Source organism: Collinsella aerofaciens, from assembly GCF_015553355.1.
Taxonomy (GTDB): domain Bacteria; phylum Actinomycetota; class Coriobacteriia; order Coriobacteriales; family Coriobacteriaceae; genus Collinsella; species Collinsella aerofaciens_V.
This window is the reverse complement of record NZ_JADNGN010000012.1, coordinates 19603-35408: the sequence shown is the minus strand read 5'-3', so window position 1 is coordinate 35408 and position 15806 is coordinate 19603. Positions and strand designations below refer to the sequence as shown.

The window sequence follows — 15806 nt, the reverse complement described above, 5'->3', positions numbered from 1 at the left end:
AGATGAGCGATTTCCATATGGTGGTGTGCGTCAAGGCCGTGCCGGGCAGCACCGAGGTCAAGATGGACCCCAAGACCAATACCATCGTGCGCGATGGCAAGCAGGCGGTCATTAATCCCTTTGATGCGAGCGCTTTGGAATGCGCGCTGGCGCTGAAAGACGACTTTATCGGCTTTGGCATGGACGTGCGCGTAACGGTGGTGTCGATGGGCATCCACGCGACCGAGTCGCTGCTGCGCGACTGCATCGCTCGAGGTGCCGACGACGCGCTGCTGCTGACCGATCGCGCCTTTGCAGGTGCCGATACCCTAGCCACCACCTATGCCCTCAAATGCGGCATCGAGGCTCTCGACGAGGACTTCGACCTGCTCATCTGCGGCAAGATGGCAGTGGACGGCGATACGGCCCAGATCGGCCCCGAGCTGGCCGGTGCTTTTGAGATTCCCTGTGTGACCGACGTGAGCTGCGTGCAGAGCGCGGGCTTTACGACCTGTGGTTCACTGGCGCTTGTTCACGGCTGCGATGCCGGCGAGGAGACGGTCTATCTTGAGATGCCGTGTGCGATGACGACCGCCAAGGAGATTGGCCAGCTGCGTATGCCGAGTATTGCCGGTATCCGCGCATCCGAGGATGCGGACGTGCGCGTGGTCAGCGCTGCCGACGTGAACGCCGACCCCTCGCGTTGCGGTCTTGCCGGATCGCCGACGCAGGTCGTGCGCTCGTTTGTGCCCGACCGTGATCAAACGTGCGAGACCGTTGAGGGCACGGCATCCGAGCAGGCGGAAAAGCTCGCCAAGATTATCGAGGGGATGGCATAGATGAGCGGATTGAATATCGATAGCGAAGCCTGCATCGGTTGCGGTCGCTGCGTTCGCGCCTGTGCCTCGGGCGGCATCGTAGTGGAAGGCGAGCGATCAAGCCGATGCGCCCGCGTAACCGACGGCTGCATCCTATGCGGTGGGTGCGTCGACGCCTGCCCTGTCAACGCTATCTCGATCGAGCGTGATGAGGCCGCTGGTGCGGTTGGCCTCGATGCGTACCGAGACATTTGGGTATTCGCGCAGACCGACGAGCACTATACGGTGAATCCCGTTGCCTATGAGCTCATGGGCAAGGGCCGCGAGCTTGCCGATGCTCGTGGCTGCCGTTTGGTGGCGCTGGTCGGTATGGGCCCCGAGGGTTCTCTCGGTGACCTGGAGCATCTGGTTTGCGCGGGCGCCGACGAAGTCCTGGCCTGTCGCGACGAGCGCCTGCGCCAAAACGATGCGGAGGTCTACGCCCGCTTGATCTGCGATTTGGTAGCCGAACGCAAACCCGAGGCCATCCTATACGGTGCGACCGCTTTTGGTCGCGAACTGGCACCCGGCGTTGCCGTGCGTTTGCAGACGGGCCTTACGGCTGACTGCACCGTACTTTCGATGGATGCAGAGACGGGACTGCTGCAACAGACGCGTCCGGCGTTTGGCGGCAACCTGATGGCCACCATCATTTGCCCCAACCACCGTCCGCAGATGGCAACGGTGCGCCCCGGTATCTTTAAGGCTCCCGACTTCGACTACGGCCGCTCTGGCACGATCACCCAGATATCGCTTGCGGATGATGCTAAGGCTCGTGTCGAGATCTCGATTCCCGCCGAGGAGTGGGGACAGCAGCCCTCGATCGCCAATGCCGAGTGCCTGGTCGTGGTGGGTCGCGGCATTGGTTCCAAGAAAAACCTGCCGTTGATGCGAAGGCTCGCCGAGGCTCTGGGAGCCGAGCTTGGCTGCACGCGACCTGTCGTGGAGGCCGGCTGGTTGGAGTATCGCCATCAGATTGGCCAGACGGGCGTATCGGTTTCGCCCAAGCTTCTCGTGAGTATCGGTGTTTCGGGCGCCATTCAGCATCTTGCCGGCATCGGTGGGGCGGAGTGCATTATCGCCATCAACGAGGACCCGGATGCCCCCATTTTCGGTGCTGCCCAGTACAAGGTTGTTGGGGACGCCGTCGAGGTCGTCGAGGAGCTGCTGGCCCAGCTTGAGCGCTAGGCGCGCGCCAGCCAGTCGCGCATCTCGTCCTTTAGGCACTCCCAGGTCGCTTGCGTGGTGGGATTGGTAAAGGGGCGCGTAATGCCAAAGGGTGCGTCGAGCAGGCGGTAGATATCGCCCTGTTCGCGCGCCAGCGCGCGGCTTGCTGGATAGACGAGCTCAAACATAAAGCAGATAAGCCCCACCAAGAAGTCGGCGGGCTCATCGCGCTCATCGCGTGCGACGCAGCGGTGCTCGTCAAAGGCGGCAAGTGTCGGCGACGAGAAACGGCTGCCGAGAAACGTCTTCTCGTCCACCTTGAGGATAGTGTCGACGGTGCTGTCGGCGATGGTGCGCATAATGTCGATCTTGTCACCATCGCGCACGATATCGCAGAAGCACCGTGTACGCTCGTCGAGTTGTGCCGGCAGGCGAAAGTCGCTGTGATAGGCGATGCTCGCTCGGATGAGCTCGTCATGCGCACCGGTTTCGATAAAGTCACGGATGTTTGTCGTGGCGGGTGCATCGGCGGGATTCTCGCCAAAGAGGACCTCGATGCCCAGCGCCGCATGGCTCATGCTCTCGGCGTCCTTAAAGGTGTCCCAGCGTCGCAGCTGCTCAAAGCGGCCCATATCGTGTAGCAGGCCGCAAAGCCATGCCAGGTCAATATCTTCTGACGACCAGCCCTGCTCGCGCGCTACGGCATCGCATGCCTCGGCCACGTGGTACGTATGCTCGATTTTGAGCGCGATGCGTGGGTTGGTGGCGTCGTAGGCATCGGTGTAGCTTTTGAAGGCCGCGCGCGCCCGGTCTCGATCGATAGCTGTCATAATGACTTCCTAAAAAGTTGTGTCTTTCGATCCGGTGGCAATTGTAGGTGAACTCGGTTGCTGTCGGATGATGATTCTGCCGTATCGCTACATGCGGCTCGGAGACCTTGTCAGGATGAGAAGCGTATGGTGCTCAAAATCGTTAGAACCGTCTGGCCGGTGATGCTTACCTATGTTGCAATAGGCGCGCCGTGCGGAATGATCATGGGGCAGACGGGAATGGAGCCCTGGATGGTCTTTGCCCTGAGCAGTACGTTTGTGACGGGCAGCGGCCAGTTTATGATCTGCAACCTGTGGCTGGCGGGTGTGCCGGCAGCATCGATCGTCGCGAGCGTTGCCGCCATCTCCTCGCGTTTTGCGCTTTACTCGGCATCGATCGCACCGCATCTGAGGGGTGCCTCGAAGCGTCAGACGCTGGCTGTTGCCGCGACACTTACCGAGGAGGCATATGGCATCTCGCTTGCCAAGTTGGTTGAAGGGGAGGATTGGGGCCCGCGCGAGTCCTTTGTGCTCAACGTGATCCTCATCGCAACATGGGGCGTTTCGTGTACGATGGGCGCCATCGTCGGCGCCGTTGTCGATGTTCCCACCGCCATTGCAGCCTTTGTCTGCACCTCGCTCTTTATCTGCCTGCTCTTTTCGCAGCGGCTGTCGCGCGGTAACGTTGTCGCGGCGGTTTCGGGCGCGGTGTCCGTCGCCGTATGCAAGTTCTTGGGCCTCGCGAATATTGCCGTGCCGGCAAGCGTCGTGGTCGGCATTGCCATTGCGCTGGCGTGCGATGCTGTATTTGACGGAAGAGGTGCCCGCGATGCCCGCTAACGAGTTCTTGGTTCTGTGGCTGTCGTCGTGGGCTGCTATCGCGTTCTTTCGCATCGCGCCGGCGTTCGCCTTGCGCGGGCGGACCCTGTCGCCCCGCATTACCGAGGCCCTGGGCTATATCCCGCCCGCTGCCTTTGCCGCGCTGGTCGCCAACGACTTGGTGAACCCCGGCGCGTTCGACGCGGGACTCTGGCCTGCCTTGGTTCCCTGGATTGCGGCCACCGGCGTCGTGGCGGTGGCAATCAAGACAAAGTCGATGTTGTGGTGCTGCGTTTCGGGCATCGTGTTCTATATCGTTTTGAGCCTCGTATAGGAGCAGGACGCGTTATCGTCCCGGCCTAACGAATCGAATTTCTCACCGAGGCGGTCTGCTTCTTCTGGTACCATGGTCAAACTTTACTGTAGCAAAGCGTGACGTGGGCTTTTGTTCTGCGTCAGCGGAAATGGGGGTTTCATGGCACAGGAAGCGACCGCCAGCGAGCAAAAGAAATTCAAGGTACCGCGCATCCCGGGCGACATCATGATCTATCCGATGATCGTCGGCCTTTTGCTCAATACCTTCTGCCCGCAGGTCTTTGAGGTCGGCGGCTTCTTTACGGCTGCCTGCCGCGGCGGCTCCAACACCATCGTTGCCGCGATCTTGCTGTTCGTGGGCGCCGGCATCAGCTTTAAGTCCACGCCGGGCGCCATCAAGACCGGCATCGTCGTGCTGATTCCTAAGCTTGTAGTGGCAGCCGCGCTGGGTCTGGGCGTCGCGTACTTCTTTAACGATAACTTTTTAGGCCTGAGCTCGGTTTCCATCATCGGCGGCATTACGTTTTGCAACATGGCGCTCTATACGGGCATCATGGGCGAGTTCGGCGATGAGTCCGAGCAGGGCGCTGTCGGTATCCTGTTCTTTACGGCCGGCCCCGCCGTCACGATGATCATCCTTGGTGTTTCGGGTCTCGCCAACATCCCCGTCGGCACCATCATCGGATCCATCCTGCCGCTTGTTATCGGCATGGTCCTGGGCAACTTGTTCCCGTTTATCAAGAACCTGCTGGTTCCCGGCGCCAATCCCGCGATCGCTGTAATTGGTTTTCAGCTCGGTGCGTCCATGAGCCTTTCGAGCTTCATCGCCGGTGGCATTTCGGGCATCCTGCTGGGCCTCATCACGCTCTTTATCGTCGGTCCCATTACCTTTGCCTTCGAGCGCCTGTGTGGCGGCAATGGTAAGGCGGCTGTGGCATGTTCCACCATTGCCGGCACGGCCATGACCACGCCGGTCGCCCTCGCCGAGGTCGCTCCGCGCTATGCCGAGCTTGCGCCCACCGCGTATGCGCAGATCGCCACTGCCGTCATCATCACGGCAATCATGGCCCCGATTCTGACCGGCTGGGTCGATAAGAAGTTCTGCCAGAGCAAGGAAGACCTGTCGCCTGCCGGTGTCGAGGCCATCGAGGAGGCTGTCGCGGCCGACATCGATGGCGAGTAGCAATCGATACCCATCAATGATTCCGGCGTGCAACTCGCGCCGTTTGAGCGCCCGAACGAGAGCTGTCTTGCAGTGACGTTCGGGCGCTCTGCTATTATTCCCCTTACCCCTGCGGAGAAAGGGGCGTTTATTGCCCAGACACGAATCGGGCGATTCTGACCACTTGGATATTGAAGGGAGGGCGTCTAGTGGTTAAGGCACTCAAGATTGAGATATTCCTGCTATGCATGATTGTTCTTATCGGGCTTGCCGTACGAAGCCGTCGCTCCCTGTTCTCGAGCACCCAGCAGCTTTTGTTTAGCATGCTGGGCTACACGTCTGCTGCCTACATTTTCTTCGATATGATCTGGACGCTTTCGGATGGTGTGGACGGCACGTTGGGCATTGCAGCCAACTGGATTTCCAACGCGGTTTCGTTTTCGCTCTTCGCCATCGCGTGTCTCATTTGGTTTATCTATTCCGAGACGATGCAGGGTTCTCACCTTGTGACCTCGCGCTATAGGGTGGTGCTTGTAACGTTGCCTACGGCTCTGGTGGTCGTGCTGGCTTTTACCAGTTACTGGACGCACGCCCTGTTCTATATCGATTCGCAGGGCGTGTATCGTCGCGGCTTTGCCTATATGATCCAGCCCATTGTCAGCTACTGTTACGTTATACATACGTCCCTGCATGCGTTTGTGCAATCTCGCAGGGTCGAGAGCCTGCAGACGAAGGCTATCTATCGAACCTTAGCATTTTTCGCCATTCCGGCCCTGGTGGGCGGTACCTTTCAGATCGTATACTCGGTGCCTGGCCTTTGTGTCGGCATAATGATTAGCATGTTGCTGCTCTATATCATCTGCCAGGAGCAGCTCATCTCGACCGACCCGTTGACTGGCCTCAACAATCGCAACCGTTTTGAGACCTATATGCTGTCGCTCTTCTCAAATGTTGGTCATACGGACGATGTGTATCTTCTCATGATGGACGCTGACGGCTTTAAGCAGATTAACGATCGCTATGGACATGTGGAGGGTGATCATGCTCTTCAGGTCTTATCTGCTGCGCTCAAAAAGGTCTGCACGGCGTCTGGCAGCTTTATCGCACGTTATGGCGGCGATGAGTTCGTAGTCCTTCAAAAGGCGGCAGCGGAACAGGACATCATACGTCTGTGCGCGGCAATCAACGACGAGCTCGCGCGCGCCGAGGTGCCGTATCTGTTGCGGATGTCCATCGGCTACGCACGGGTCGGTGACGGCGTCGATACCTGGCAAGACTTGCTTCGCGCTGCCGACGCGGAGCTCTACCGCGTCAAGGCCGAGAAAAAGAAGGCCGGCGTCCAGATACGCTAGGAAAAGGGCGCACGCTGGCGTGCGTGGCGCCCCTCGGCTCACCGATGTACTCCATTAAGCTAAAGTATGTGAATCCCTTCTGCTAAATAAGGGCAGCTCGTTAGGCCTTTTTGGGCCTGTTGACGATGATGATGCCGCTGCAGACCAACAACAGGGCAACGATGACGGTAACGGGGCTCGTGCCAGCGCCCTCGCCGAGCAGCAGCGCGCTCAGCACCACACCAAAGACGGGGTTCATAAACCCAAAGACCGAGACGCGGCTGACGGGGTTGACGGCAAGCAGGCGCGACCACAGCGAGTACGCGACGGCGGAAATGAGTGCCATATAAATGATGAGCGCGATGGCGGGGGCGATTTCGGTGGAGGACAACGTGCCGCCCATCAAAAACCCGATGGCGGTAAGGACCACGCCACCGACTAAAAACTGCCACCCGGCAAGCAAGACGCCGTCGTGCTCGCGCGAGAAGATGCCGATCAGGCAGGTCGATAGGGCGCCTGCAACAGTGGAAGCCAAGATAAAGCCCTCGCCGTCGAGCGTAAAGCCAAAGGTGCCGTCCGCGCCCGAAAGGTTGACGAGCGCGACGCCGGCAAAGCCCAGCGCACAGCCAAGCACCTTGGCCGTATTGAGCTTCTCGGTGTGAAATGCCAGGGCGGCAAAGAGGATTGCGAGGAAGTTGGCGCTGGCCTCGATGATGGAGCTCGACATGGCGCTGGCGCGCGAGAGGCCCAGATAGAAAAAGAAGTACTGCCCGATAGTCTGGAAGAGCGACAAGACAAAGATGGGCTTGATGTCGCGCGCTTGCGGTATGAGGGGGCGGCGTTGGGCCGCGCTCATCCCAACGATAACCAGGGCGCCGGCAAGCGTAAAGCGTAAACCTGCAAAGAGCAGCTGCGAAGCGCTATCGTGCGCTGGGATGCCAAAGAGCGCGTAGCCGATCTTGATGCAGGGAAAGGCCGATCCCCAGAGTGCACAGCAAACAAGACAGCCCAGGATGAGTCCGGGCAGGGTGGCGAGATACGGCTTGCGGCTTTCCATGATGTCCTTCCTACATGCGCGAAGTAAAAAAGAACCCGCCACCGGATGTGTCGGTGGCGGGTGTTGTTACCCGAAGGGATTGTACCTGATGGGAAAGGTTTAAGCGAAGTAGGCCACGCCGCTCTCAAAGATCGGCATGAACTTATCGCCGGGGACATGCTCGGGCACGTTGCGGTACAGGTTGTCGCCGCGACGCTCGGCATGGCCCATCTTGCCCAGGACGCGGCCGTCGGGGCTCGTGATGCCCTCGATGGCGAGTGCGGAGCCGTTGGGGTTGACGGAAAGATCCATGCTGGGCTTGGCGTCTTCGCCCACGTACTGCGTGGCGACCTGGCCGTTGGCGATCAGCTGGGCGAGCACTTCGTCGTTGGCGACAAAGCGGCCCTCGCCGTGGCTGATGGCGACGGTGTAGGGGTCATCTAGGCTGCACTGCGACAGCCACGGGGACAAGTTGGACGAGATGCGGGTGCGCACCAGACGGCTCTGGTGGCGGCCGATGGTGTTGAACGTCAACGTGGGCGCATCGGGTGTGGCGTCGACGATGTCGCCGTAGGGCACCAGGCCGAGCTTGATCAGGGCCTGGAAGCCGTTGCAGATGCCCAGCATCAGGCCATCGCGGGCCTTGAGCAGGTCGCGGACTGCCTCGGTGACCTCGGGAGCGCGGAAGAACGCCGTGATGAACTTGGCGGAGCCGTCGGGCTCGTCGCCGCCCGAGAAGCCGCCGGGGATCATGACGATCTGGCTTGCACGGATGCGGCGGGCAAGCTCGTGGGTGCTCTCGGCGACGGCCTCGGGCGTGAGGTTGTTGATCACGAAGGTGTCGGCTTCGGCACCGGCTGCGCGGAAGGCACGTGCGCTGTCGTACTCACAGTTGTTGCCGGGGAACACGGGGATGATCACGCGCGGACGGGCGATCTTGGCGCCGCTGTACACGTGGATGTCCTTGGCACGGAAGTCGATGGTCTCGACCTCGGGGGTCTCGTCGGCGCTGCGGTAGGCAAAGACGCCCTCGATGCCGCTCTCCCAGGCCTCCTGGAGCTCGGAGAGCTCGATGACCTCGGAGCCGGTGTCGATGACATAGCCCTCGACGGTGGTGCCCAGGGGCTCGACGACAACGCCGTCGGCGACCTCGGGCAGCTCGGCATCCTCGGCGAGCTCGACGATAAAGCTGCCGTAGAGCGGGGTGAAGAGGCTCTCTACGTCTACATCATCGGCAAGCTCGATGCCGATCTGGTTACCGACGCACATCTTAAAGAGGCTCTCGGCGCCGCAGCCGTAGCCGGGCGTGGAGATGGCCAGGGCGTTGCCGGTAGCAGTGAGCGCCTCGACGGCGTCAAACGCGGCGAGCAGCTGCTGAGCGTCGGGACGGTAGTCCTCGCCATAGGTAGCGGGGGCGATGCGGACGACGCGGTGCGTGAGGCCCTTGAACTCGGGCGAGACGGCACGGGCGGCTCTGCCCACGGCGACGGCGAAGCTGATCAGGGTCGGCGGAACGTTGAGCTCGCCGGCCTCGTCCTCAAACGAGCCGCTCATGGAGTCCTTGCCACCGATGGCGCCGGCACCCAGGTCGACTTGGGCCATGAGGGCGCCCAAGACGGCTGCCGTGGGCTTGCCCCAGCGCTCGGCCTCGGTGCGCAGACGCTCGAAGTACTCCTGGAAGGAGAGATAGGCGCGCTTGTGCTCAAAGCCGGCAGCCACGAGCTTGGCGATGGACTCGACCACGGACAGGTAGGCGCCCGCAAACTGGTCGGCCTCCATCAGATAGGGGTTGAAGCCCCATGCCATGGCACTCGCCGTGGTGGTCTCGCCGTCCACGGGGAACTTGGCGACCATGGCCGAGCTGGGGGTGAGCTGCGTCTTGCCGCCAAAGGGCATGAGCACGGTCGCGGCGCCGATGGTGGAGTCGAAGCGCTCGGAAAGGCCCTTGTTGGAAGCGACGTTGAGGTCGGTGACAAGCGAGGTCATGCGCTCGGCAAGCGTGGTGCCGGCCCAGCTGGGCTGCCACACGCTGCGGGCGCATACGTGGGCGATCTGGTGCTTGGGCGCGCCGTTGGAGTTGAGGAACTCGCGGGATAGGTCGACGATGGCGACACCGTTCCAGGCCATGCGCATGCGCGGCTCGGCGGTAACCTCGGCGATAACGGTCGCCTCGAGGTTCTCCTCGGCGGCGTAGCCCATGAACTCCTCGACGTCACCGTCGGCGACGGCGCAGGCCATACGCTCCTGGGACTCGGAGATAGCGAGCTCGGTGCCGTCCAGGCCGTCGTACTTCTTGGTCACGGTATCAAGGTCGACATACAGGCCGTCGGCAAGCTCGCCCACGGCGACCGAGACACCGCCGGCGCCAAAGTCGTTGCAGCGCTTGATCAGACGGCAGGCATCGCCGCGGCGGAACAGGCGCTGCAGCTTGCGCTCGACCGGGGCGTTGCCCTTCTGGACCTCGGCACCCGAGGTCTCGATGGACTCGGTGTTCTGGGTCTTGGAGGAGCCGGTGGCGCCACCGATGCCATCGCGGCCGGTGCGGCCGCCCAGCAGGATGATCTTGTCGGTGGGGGCGGGGCACTCGCGACGAACGTGGTTTGCCGGGGTAGCGCCCACGACGGCGCCAACCTCCATGCGCTTGGCCACGTAACCGGGGTGATAGAGTTCGTTGACCTGACCGGTGGCAAGGCCGATCTGGTTGCCGTAGCTGGAGTAGCCGGCGGCGGCAGTGGTCACGAGCTTGCGCTGCGGCAGCTTGCCCTCGAGCGTCTCGGAAACCGGGACGGTGGGGTCGCCGGCACCGGTGACGCGCATGGCCTGATACACATAGCTGCGGCCCGAGAGCGGGTCACGGATAGCGCCGCCCACGCAGGTGGCGGCACCGCCGAAGGGCTCGATCTCGGTCGGGTGGTTGTGGGTCTCGTTCTTAAAGAGGAACAGCCAGTCCTGGTCCTCGCCATCGACATCGACCTTCACCTTGACGGTGCAGGCGTTGATCTCCTCGGACTCATCGACATCGGTCATTACGCCGGTCTTCTTAAGGTACTTAGCGCCGATGGTGCCCATGTCCATGAGGCAGACGGGCTTGGCGTCGCGGCCGAGTTCGTGGCGCATCTCCATGTAGCGGTCGAAGGCCTGCTGCACCACGGCGTCGTCGATCGTCACGTCATCCAGGACGGTGCCGAAGGTGGTGTGGCGGCAGTGGTCGGACCAATAAGTGTCGATCACGCGGATCTCGGTGATGGTGGGGTCGCGGTCCTCATCGCGGAAGTACTGCTGGCAGAAGGCGATGTCCGCCTCGTCCATGGCAAGGCCGCGCTCGGAAATAAAGGCGGCAAGGCCGGCCTCGTCGAGCTCGCGGAAGCCGTCGAGCACCTCGACGGGCTGGGGCTCGGGGGTCTCCATGTACAGCGTCTCGGGCAGGTCGAGCGAGGCGATGCGCGCCTCGACGGGGTTCACCACGTAGTGCTTGATGGCATCGATGGCGGCTTCGTCCAGAGCGCCCGAGATCATATAGACCTTGGCGGAGCGCACGGCGGGGCGCTCGCCCTGGCTGATGAGCTGCACGCACTCGCTGGCGGAGTCGGCGCGCTGGTCAAACTGGCCAGGCAGGAATTCGACGGCAAAGACGGCGCCATCGCTTGCGGGGAGCTCGTCGTAGGTCACATCGACCTGGGGCTCGCTAAAGACGGTCGGCACGCAGGAGCGGAAAAGCTCCTCGTCGATGCCCTCGACGTCGTAGCGGTTGATGATCCTCAGGGCCTCGATGCCCTTGATGCCGAGAATTTCGGTCAGCTCGCCCTTGAGCTGCTGAGCCTCGACGTCGAACCCGGGTTTCTTCTCCACGTAGATACGAGAGACCATTGGTTCCTGCCTTCCTGATCGGTTGGGCGTACGGTACGGTATGCGGCAGCGGTCGGTTTACGGGGCAAGCCTCGCGGTCGCCTTGAGCCACATGTTTGTAAACCTCACTATGATACGACAGCTCGCGGCGCGTTGAGGACGGCGAGGGTGCTACAGTGAAGCGCAAACAAGAGAAAGGCATCACATGGCATTCGTTTCGCTCGCCATCATCGCACTCGTGGCCTTTGCGAGTCCTTTTATCGCCTCGGCGATTCCCGGAAAACCTGTTCCCGAGACGGTCTTTTTGCTCGTGCTCGGCGCGGTGCTGGGACCCCATATGCTCGGCGTCATCCATGTAGATGCTGAGGTCTCGCTTGTGTCCGAGCTGGGCCTGGCCTTTTTGTTCCTGCTTGCCGGCTTTGAGATCGACCCCAAGAGCATCACGGGCGTCGAGGGGCGCTACGGCTTGGCGACGTGGGCCGTCACGTTTGGTATCGCCTGGCTTGCCGTGCGCTTTACCCCGTGGTTCTCGGTCAGTCATTTCGACGGTATCGCCGTGACGCTTGCCCTCACTTCGACGGCGCTCGGCACGCTCGTGCCCATCATGCGTGAGCGCTCGCTCACTGGCACGCGTGTGGGCGACTCGATTCTCGCGTATGGCACCTGGGGTGAGCTCGGCCCTGTGCTCGCCATGTCGGTGCTGCTGTCTGCCCGCACTGGCATCCAAACGCTCGTAATCCTTGGCTTGTTTGCGGTGGTTTGCGTGTTGCTGGCTGTGGTCCCAAGCCGCTCCAAGCGTGTCGGCAGCCGCTTCTTTGCGTTTGTCGAGGAACGCGCCGATACCACGTCGCAGACCTTCGTGCGCCTGACGGTGCTCATCCTGGTCACACTCGTGGCGTTCTCGGCCGTCTTTGATCTCGACATCGTGTTGGGTTCTTTTGCCGCCGGCTTTGTCTTGCGCTATATCATCCCCGAGGGCAACCATACGCTCGAGACCAAGCTCGATGGCCTGGCCTACGGCTTTTTGATTCCGGTATTCTTTACCGTATCGGGCGCAAAGATCGATCTGACGGCCGTGGCGTCGCGCCCGGGTCTGCTCGTGGGCTTTATCGTGGCGTTGTTGATTATTCGTGCCGTGCCCATTCTTATTTCTATGAGCATTTGTCCTGCGACGCGCGATGTGTCGGCGTATGGTCGCATTACCGTGGCCCTGTACTGCACCACGGCCCTGCCGATCATCGTTGCCGTGACAAGCGTTGCCGTCAACGCGGGCGCGCTGTCGCAAGATATTGTGTCGGTCATGGTTGCTGCCGGTGCCATCACGGTGTTCTTGATGCCGTTGCTCGCGCAGCTCTTCTACCGCGTGGTCGACGCCGCGCCGGTCGCCGCCGTGGCAGAAGTTGCCGAGCATCCATCCGATGCGCTCGACATCCTGCGCGCCCATCACGATTTGGCGAGCCTGCTCGCACGTGAGCACGAGCTGCTGACTTCGCATGGCCATGGTCGCGTATTCGAGGGCTTGCCTACGCTCGATACGATTGCCGAGCGTCTTTCCGCCGAGGCGGCGAGCGGCCACATCGATGCCCGCATCGTGGACGCGGCGCATCTTCTTGCCGATAAGACCTATGGTGATGAGGTCGACCCGTCCGAGCTGACCCCGCGCGAGCGTCGCCGCCTGGAGCGCGCCAAGCTCGCCGTGCGCGAATACCGCCGCCGCATGTTGGAGCTCTATGCAAGAGAAGAAGCCGAGGACGACGACGGCAAGTAGTCGATACTCTCTCGGGGAAGCCGCGTCCCGCTTTGAAGGCTCGGAACGGGATGTGGTTTCCGAAACGGGGGCCGTTGGGAAACTGTGTCCCGGAATGGGCGCTCAGAGTGGGATGCAGTTTCCGCGAGAGACCCGTTGCGGAAACGGTATCCCAGAATCGGCGTTCAAGACGGGGCGCTCTTTCCGAAACATGGCCCTGAGGGAAGCTGCGTCCCGGTCTGAGTCGGGACTGCGGGACACAGCTTCCCTTTCAAACAGAAGAAGGCGCGCTGCCTGCAGTTGATGCAGACGGCGCGCCTTCTTTGTTGGACTATGTTGAGGCTGGGAGCTGAGGCTTGTGGTCCCTTAAGAGCGGGCGGCTCCGTCGACGGGGAGCACGGCGCCCGTGACGTAGGAGGACATGTCGCTCGCCAGGAAAACAAAGGCGTTGGCGACATCCTCGGGCTCGCCCATGCGACCCAGCGGAATGGTGGCGATGATGGGCTTAATAACCTCTTCGGGCAGGTTAGCGACCATATCGGTTTTGGTTACGCCGGGTGCAACGGCATTGACGCGAATGCCCACGGGGGCGAGCTCGCGCGAGAGCGACTGGACCATACCGTTGACGGCAAACTTGGACGTGGGGTAACCGACGCCGGAGGGCTGGCCGTACTTGGCGACCATCGAGCTTGTGGTAGTGATGGTGCCGCCGTGGCCGGCCTCGGTCATGATCTTGGCGGCAGCCTGGTGGCCATTAAAGACGGCGACGACGTTAAGGTCCATGACCTTTGCGAACTCCTCGGCCGTGTAGTCCAAGAGGGGTGAACGCTGGGAGATACCGGCATTGTTGACGACCGTGTCCAAGCCGCCCATGTCGGATGCAGCCTGGGTAAAGGCCTCGGTCACGGCTTCGAGTGAGGTGAGGTCGCAGGAGCGGCCCCAGACCTTGGCGTCGGGATAGGCGGCTGTCAGCTTCTCAACGGCCGCATCGGCGGTCTCTTGACGCGAGCCAAAGACAGTGACGGAGGCGCCCTCCTCGATAAAACGGCAGGCGATGGCATAGCCGATACCGCGCGTGCCTCCGGTGATGATTGCTTTCTTGCCCTCGAGCAACATGGTATTTCCTCTCATCGCGGGCGGACATTCGCAGCACAGCGTAGCCGTAACCGGAATCGGCCGTGTTTGCATATCGGTGAACGGTAGCCCGCGTTACCGATGAGCGGCTCGCGCAAATGTGCCCTGTCGTTGTGCTTAGGGCAGGAGACAAAAAGGCTCCCATCCCACATCGGACGGGAGCCCTTCGAGCAAATGCGTTGTGGGGTGTAAACCGAACTAGTTCGCCATGACGCCTTCGGTCCAAGCCTCAACGTCCTCGATGCGCAGGACGTTGGCGACCTCGGCCACGCAGTCGACGCTGGCAAGCTCGGCAGCGGCAGCCTGGACGTCCTTCTCGAGCGCGCGGTGCGTCAGGAAGATGACCGAACAGGCATCGCTGACGCCCGACTTGCCGTCTTCGACCTGGTTGATGAGCGAGATCGAGATGTTGTGCTTGGCAAAGATGTTGACCGTCTCGGACAGGGCACCCACGCGGTCGGCGACCTTCAGGCGCACATAGTACTTGGTCTGGAGCTCGTCCATGGGCTTAAAGGCGAGGTTGTGGCCATAGGGCTCAATCTCGGGCAGCGGAGCCACGCCGCGGCTGATCTGCTCGGAGAGCGACAGGATATCGCCCACGACGGCGCTCGCGGTGGGGAAGGAGCCTGCGCCGGCACCGTAGAACATGGTCTCGCCTACGGCGTCGCCTACCACGTAGACAGCGTTCATGGCGCCGTTGACCTTGGCAAGCATATGGTCGGCGGGAATCAGCGTGGGATGCACGCGAACATCGACGCCGGCGTCGGTGTTGCGGGCGATGCCGAGCAGCTTAATGGTGTAGCCGAGCTCGCGGGCCTGGGCGATGTCCTCGGCGCCGATGGTGCGGATACCCTGCTGGCACACATCATCGGTGGTAACGCGGGTGCCAAAGCCGATGGAGGCGAGGATGGCCGTCTTGCTGGCGGCGTCGAAGCCGTCGACGTCTGCGGACGGGTCGGCCTCGGCATAGCCCTTGGCCTGGGCGTCGGCGAGCACGTCAGCGTAATCGGCGCCCTCGGCGTCCATGCGCGACAGGATATAGTTGGTGGTGCCGTTGAGGATGCCGGCGATGGTCAGGATCTTGTTGCCCACCAGGTCGTGCTCGAGCGTGCTGACGATGGGGATGCCGCCACCGCAGCTGGCCTCGCACTTAATCTGCACGCCGCACTCACGCGCCTTCTCGGCGAGCGTCTCGACATGACGGCCCAGCAGGGCCTTGTTGGCAGAGACGACGTGCTTGCCGTTCTCGAAGGCGGTGGTGAAGATCTCGGTCGCGGGGTGCTCGCCTCCGATGAGCTCGACGACGATATCGACGGCTGGGTCGGTGACGACATCATGCCAGTCACTCGTAAAGGCCTCGCGCTCAATGCCTGCTGCCTCGGCCTGCTCCCAGGCAAGCGCGCAGGCGCGGGTCAGCTTAAGGTCGATGCCGTAGGCGGCCAGGTACTCATCGTGGTGGCTCTTAATCAGGCGGGCCACGCCGCCGCCGACGGTTCCCAGACCGATGAGGCCGACGTTCACGGTGCGCAGGGGTTCGCTCATAGATAGCTCCTTCGTGCATCTTATGGATGGATTAACCGCTTAAAGGTTGAGTGCATTCTAGC

The 15806-nt window shown here is 61.9% G+C and carries 12 protein-coding genes; 7 read left to right on the top strand and 5 right to left on the bottom strand.

Annotated elements, in window-relative coordinates; all coding sequences use genetic code 11:
• Positions 1-2: 2 nt before the first annotated feature.
• Both I2D57_RS04585 and I2D57_RS04580 read left to right on the top strand, forming a co-directional pair.
• Positions 3-818 (top strand): electron transfer flavoprotein subunit beta/FixA family protein, encoded by an 816-nt coding sequence (locus I2D57_RS04585; RefSeq protein WP_195240634.1) that lies wholly within the window; start codon positions 3-5, stop codon positions 816-818.
• Positions 819-2024, top strand: coding sequence for an electron transfer flavoprotein subunit alpha (locus tag I2D57_RS04580; protein WP_195361639.1), 1206 nt, complete (start codon positions 819-821; stop codon positions 2022-2024).
• On the opposite strand, the gene I2D57_RS04575 is transcribed toward I2D57_RS04580, so the two are convergent.
• Complete coding sequence (locus I2D57_RS04575; RefSeq protein ID WP_195240638.1) at positions 2021-2833, bottom strand: HD domain-containing protein; 813 nt, start codon at positions 2831-2833, stop codon at positions 2021-2023. The genes I2D57_RS04580 and I2D57_RS04575 overlap by 4 nt on opposite strands.
• Positions 2834-2959: 126 nt before the next feature.
• Between I2D57_RS04575 and I2D57_RS04570 the strand changes: the two genes are divergently transcribed.
• The 4 genes from I2D57_RS04570 to I2D57_RS10050 all read left to right on the top strand — a co-directional run bounded on the left by I2D57_RS04570 (position 2960) and on the right by I2D57_RS10050 (position 6460).
• Positions 2960-3652, top strand: a complete 693-nt coding sequence (locus tag I2D57_RS04570; protein WP_138375065.1) for an AzlC family ABC transporter permease — start codon at positions 2960-2962, stop codon at positions 3650-3652.
• Entirely contained in the window at positions 3642-3965 is a 324-nt protein-coding gene (locus tag I2D57_RS04565; protein WP_055310541.1) for an AzlD domain-containing protein, read from the top strand. Before I2D57_RS04570 ends, I2D57_RS04565 begins: the two co-directional genes overlap by 11 nt.
• Before the next feature lie 141 nt (positions 3966-4106).
• Positions 4107-5129 carry a 2-keto-3-deoxygluconate permease gene (locus I2D57_RS04560; RefSeq protein WP_195240640.1) on the top strand — a complete coding sequence of 341 codons (1023 nt, stop codon included), beginning with the start codon at positions 4107-4109 and terminating at the stop codon, positions 5127-5129.
• Between the two features lie 188 nt (positions 5130-5317).
• The gene (locus I2D57_RS10050; RefSeq protein WP_195361638.1) at positions 5318-6460 is read left to right on the top strand and encodes a GGDEF domain-containing protein; all 1143 of its coding nucleotides are present in this window, start codon (positions 5318-5320) and stop codon (positions 6458-6460) included.
• Positions 6461-6560: 100 nt separating this feature from the next.
• Here the strand turns inward: I2D57_RS10050 and I2D57_RS04550 are convergent, their stop codons facing one another.
• Positions 6561-7496 carry a DMT family transporter gene (locus I2D57_RS04550; protein WP_195361637.1) on the bottom strand — a complete coding sequence of 312 codons (936 nt, stop codon included), beginning with the start codon at positions 7494-7496 and terminating at the stop codon, positions 6561-6563.
• 99 nt (positions 7497-7595) lie between these two features.
• Positions 7596-11342, bottom strand: coding sequence for a phosphoribosylformylglycinamidine synthase (locus tag I2D57_RS04545; RefSeq protein WP_195361636.1), 3747 nt, complete (start codon positions 11340-11342; stop codon positions 7596-7598).
• Between the two features lie 184 nt (positions 11343-11526).
• Between I2D57_RS04545 and I2D57_RS04540 the strand changes: the two genes are divergently transcribed.
• Entirely contained in the window at positions 11527-13089 is a 1563-nt protein-coding gene (locus I2D57_RS04540) for a cation:proton antiporter domain-containing protein (RefSeq protein WP_195361635.1), read from the top strand.
• Between the two features lie 345 nt (positions 13090-13434).
• Here I2D57_RS04540 and I2D57_RS04535 read toward each other — a convergent pair whose 3' ends face one another.
• The gene (locus tag I2D57_RS04535; protein ID WP_195361634.1) at positions 13435-14184 is read right to left on the bottom strand and encodes an SDR family NAD(P)-dependent oxidoreductase; all 750 of its coding nucleotides are present in this window, start codon (positions 14182-14184) and stop codon (positions 13435-13437) included.
• A 216-nt stretch (positions 14185-14400) separates the two neighbouring features.
• Positions 14401-15744 (bottom strand): homoserine dehydrogenase, encoded by a 1344-nt coding sequence (locus I2D57_RS04530; protein ID WP_195361633.1) that lies wholly within the window; start codon positions 15742-15744, stop codon positions 14401-14403.
• Positions 15745-15806: the final 62 nt, after the last annotated feature.

What these genes read in the sequence shown, in the direction of transcription:
- I2D57_RS04585 (WP_195240634.1), top strand. Translation starts at nt 3, where the DNA reads ATGAGCGATTTCCATATGGTGGTGTGCGTCAAGGCCGTGCCGGGCAGC.
- I2D57_RS04580 (WP_195361639.1), top strand. Translation starts at nt 819, where the DNA reads ATGAGCGGATTGAATATCGATAGCGAAGCCTGCATCGGTTGCGGTCGC.
- I2D57_RS04575 (WP_195240638.1), bottom strand. Translation starts at nt 2,833, where the DNA reads ATGACAGCTATCGATCGAGACCGGGCGCGCGCGGCCTTCAAAAGCTAC.
- I2D57_RS04570 (WP_138375065.1), top strand. Translation starts at nt 2,960, where the DNA reads ATGGTGCTCAAAATCGTTAGAACCGTCTGGCCGGTGATGCTTACCTAT.
- I2D57_RS04565 (WP_055310541.1), top strand. Translation starts at nt 3,642, where the DNA reads ATGCCCGCTAACGAGTTCTTGGTTCTGTGGCTGTCGTCGTGGGCTGCT.
- I2D57_RS04560 (WP_195240640.1), top strand. Translation starts at nt 4,107, where the DNA reads ATGGCACAGGAAGCGACCGCCAGCGAGCAAAAGAAATTCAAGGTACCG.
- I2D57_RS04550 (WP_195361637.1), bottom strand. Translation starts at nt 7,496, where the DNA reads ATGGAAAGCCGCAAGCCGTATCTCGCCACCCTGCCCGGACTCATCCTG.
- I2D57_RS04545 (WP_195361636.1), bottom strand. Translation starts at nt 11,342, where the DNA reads ATGGTCTCTCGTATCTACGTGGAGAAGAAACCCGGGTTCGACGTCGAG.
- I2D57_RS04540 (WP_195361635.1), top strand. Translation starts at nt 11,527, where the DNA reads ATGGCATTCGTTTCGCTCGCCATCATCGCACTCGTGGCCTTTGCGAGT.
- I2D57_RS04535 (WP_195361634.1), bottom strand. Translation starts at nt 14,184, where the DNA reads ATGTTGCTCGAGGGCAAGAAAGCAATCATCACCGGAGGCACGCGCGGT.
- I2D57_RS04530 (WP_195361633.1), bottom strand. Translation starts at nt 15,744, where the DNA reads ATGAGCGAACCCCTGCGCACCGTGAACGTCGGCCTCATCGGTCTGGGA.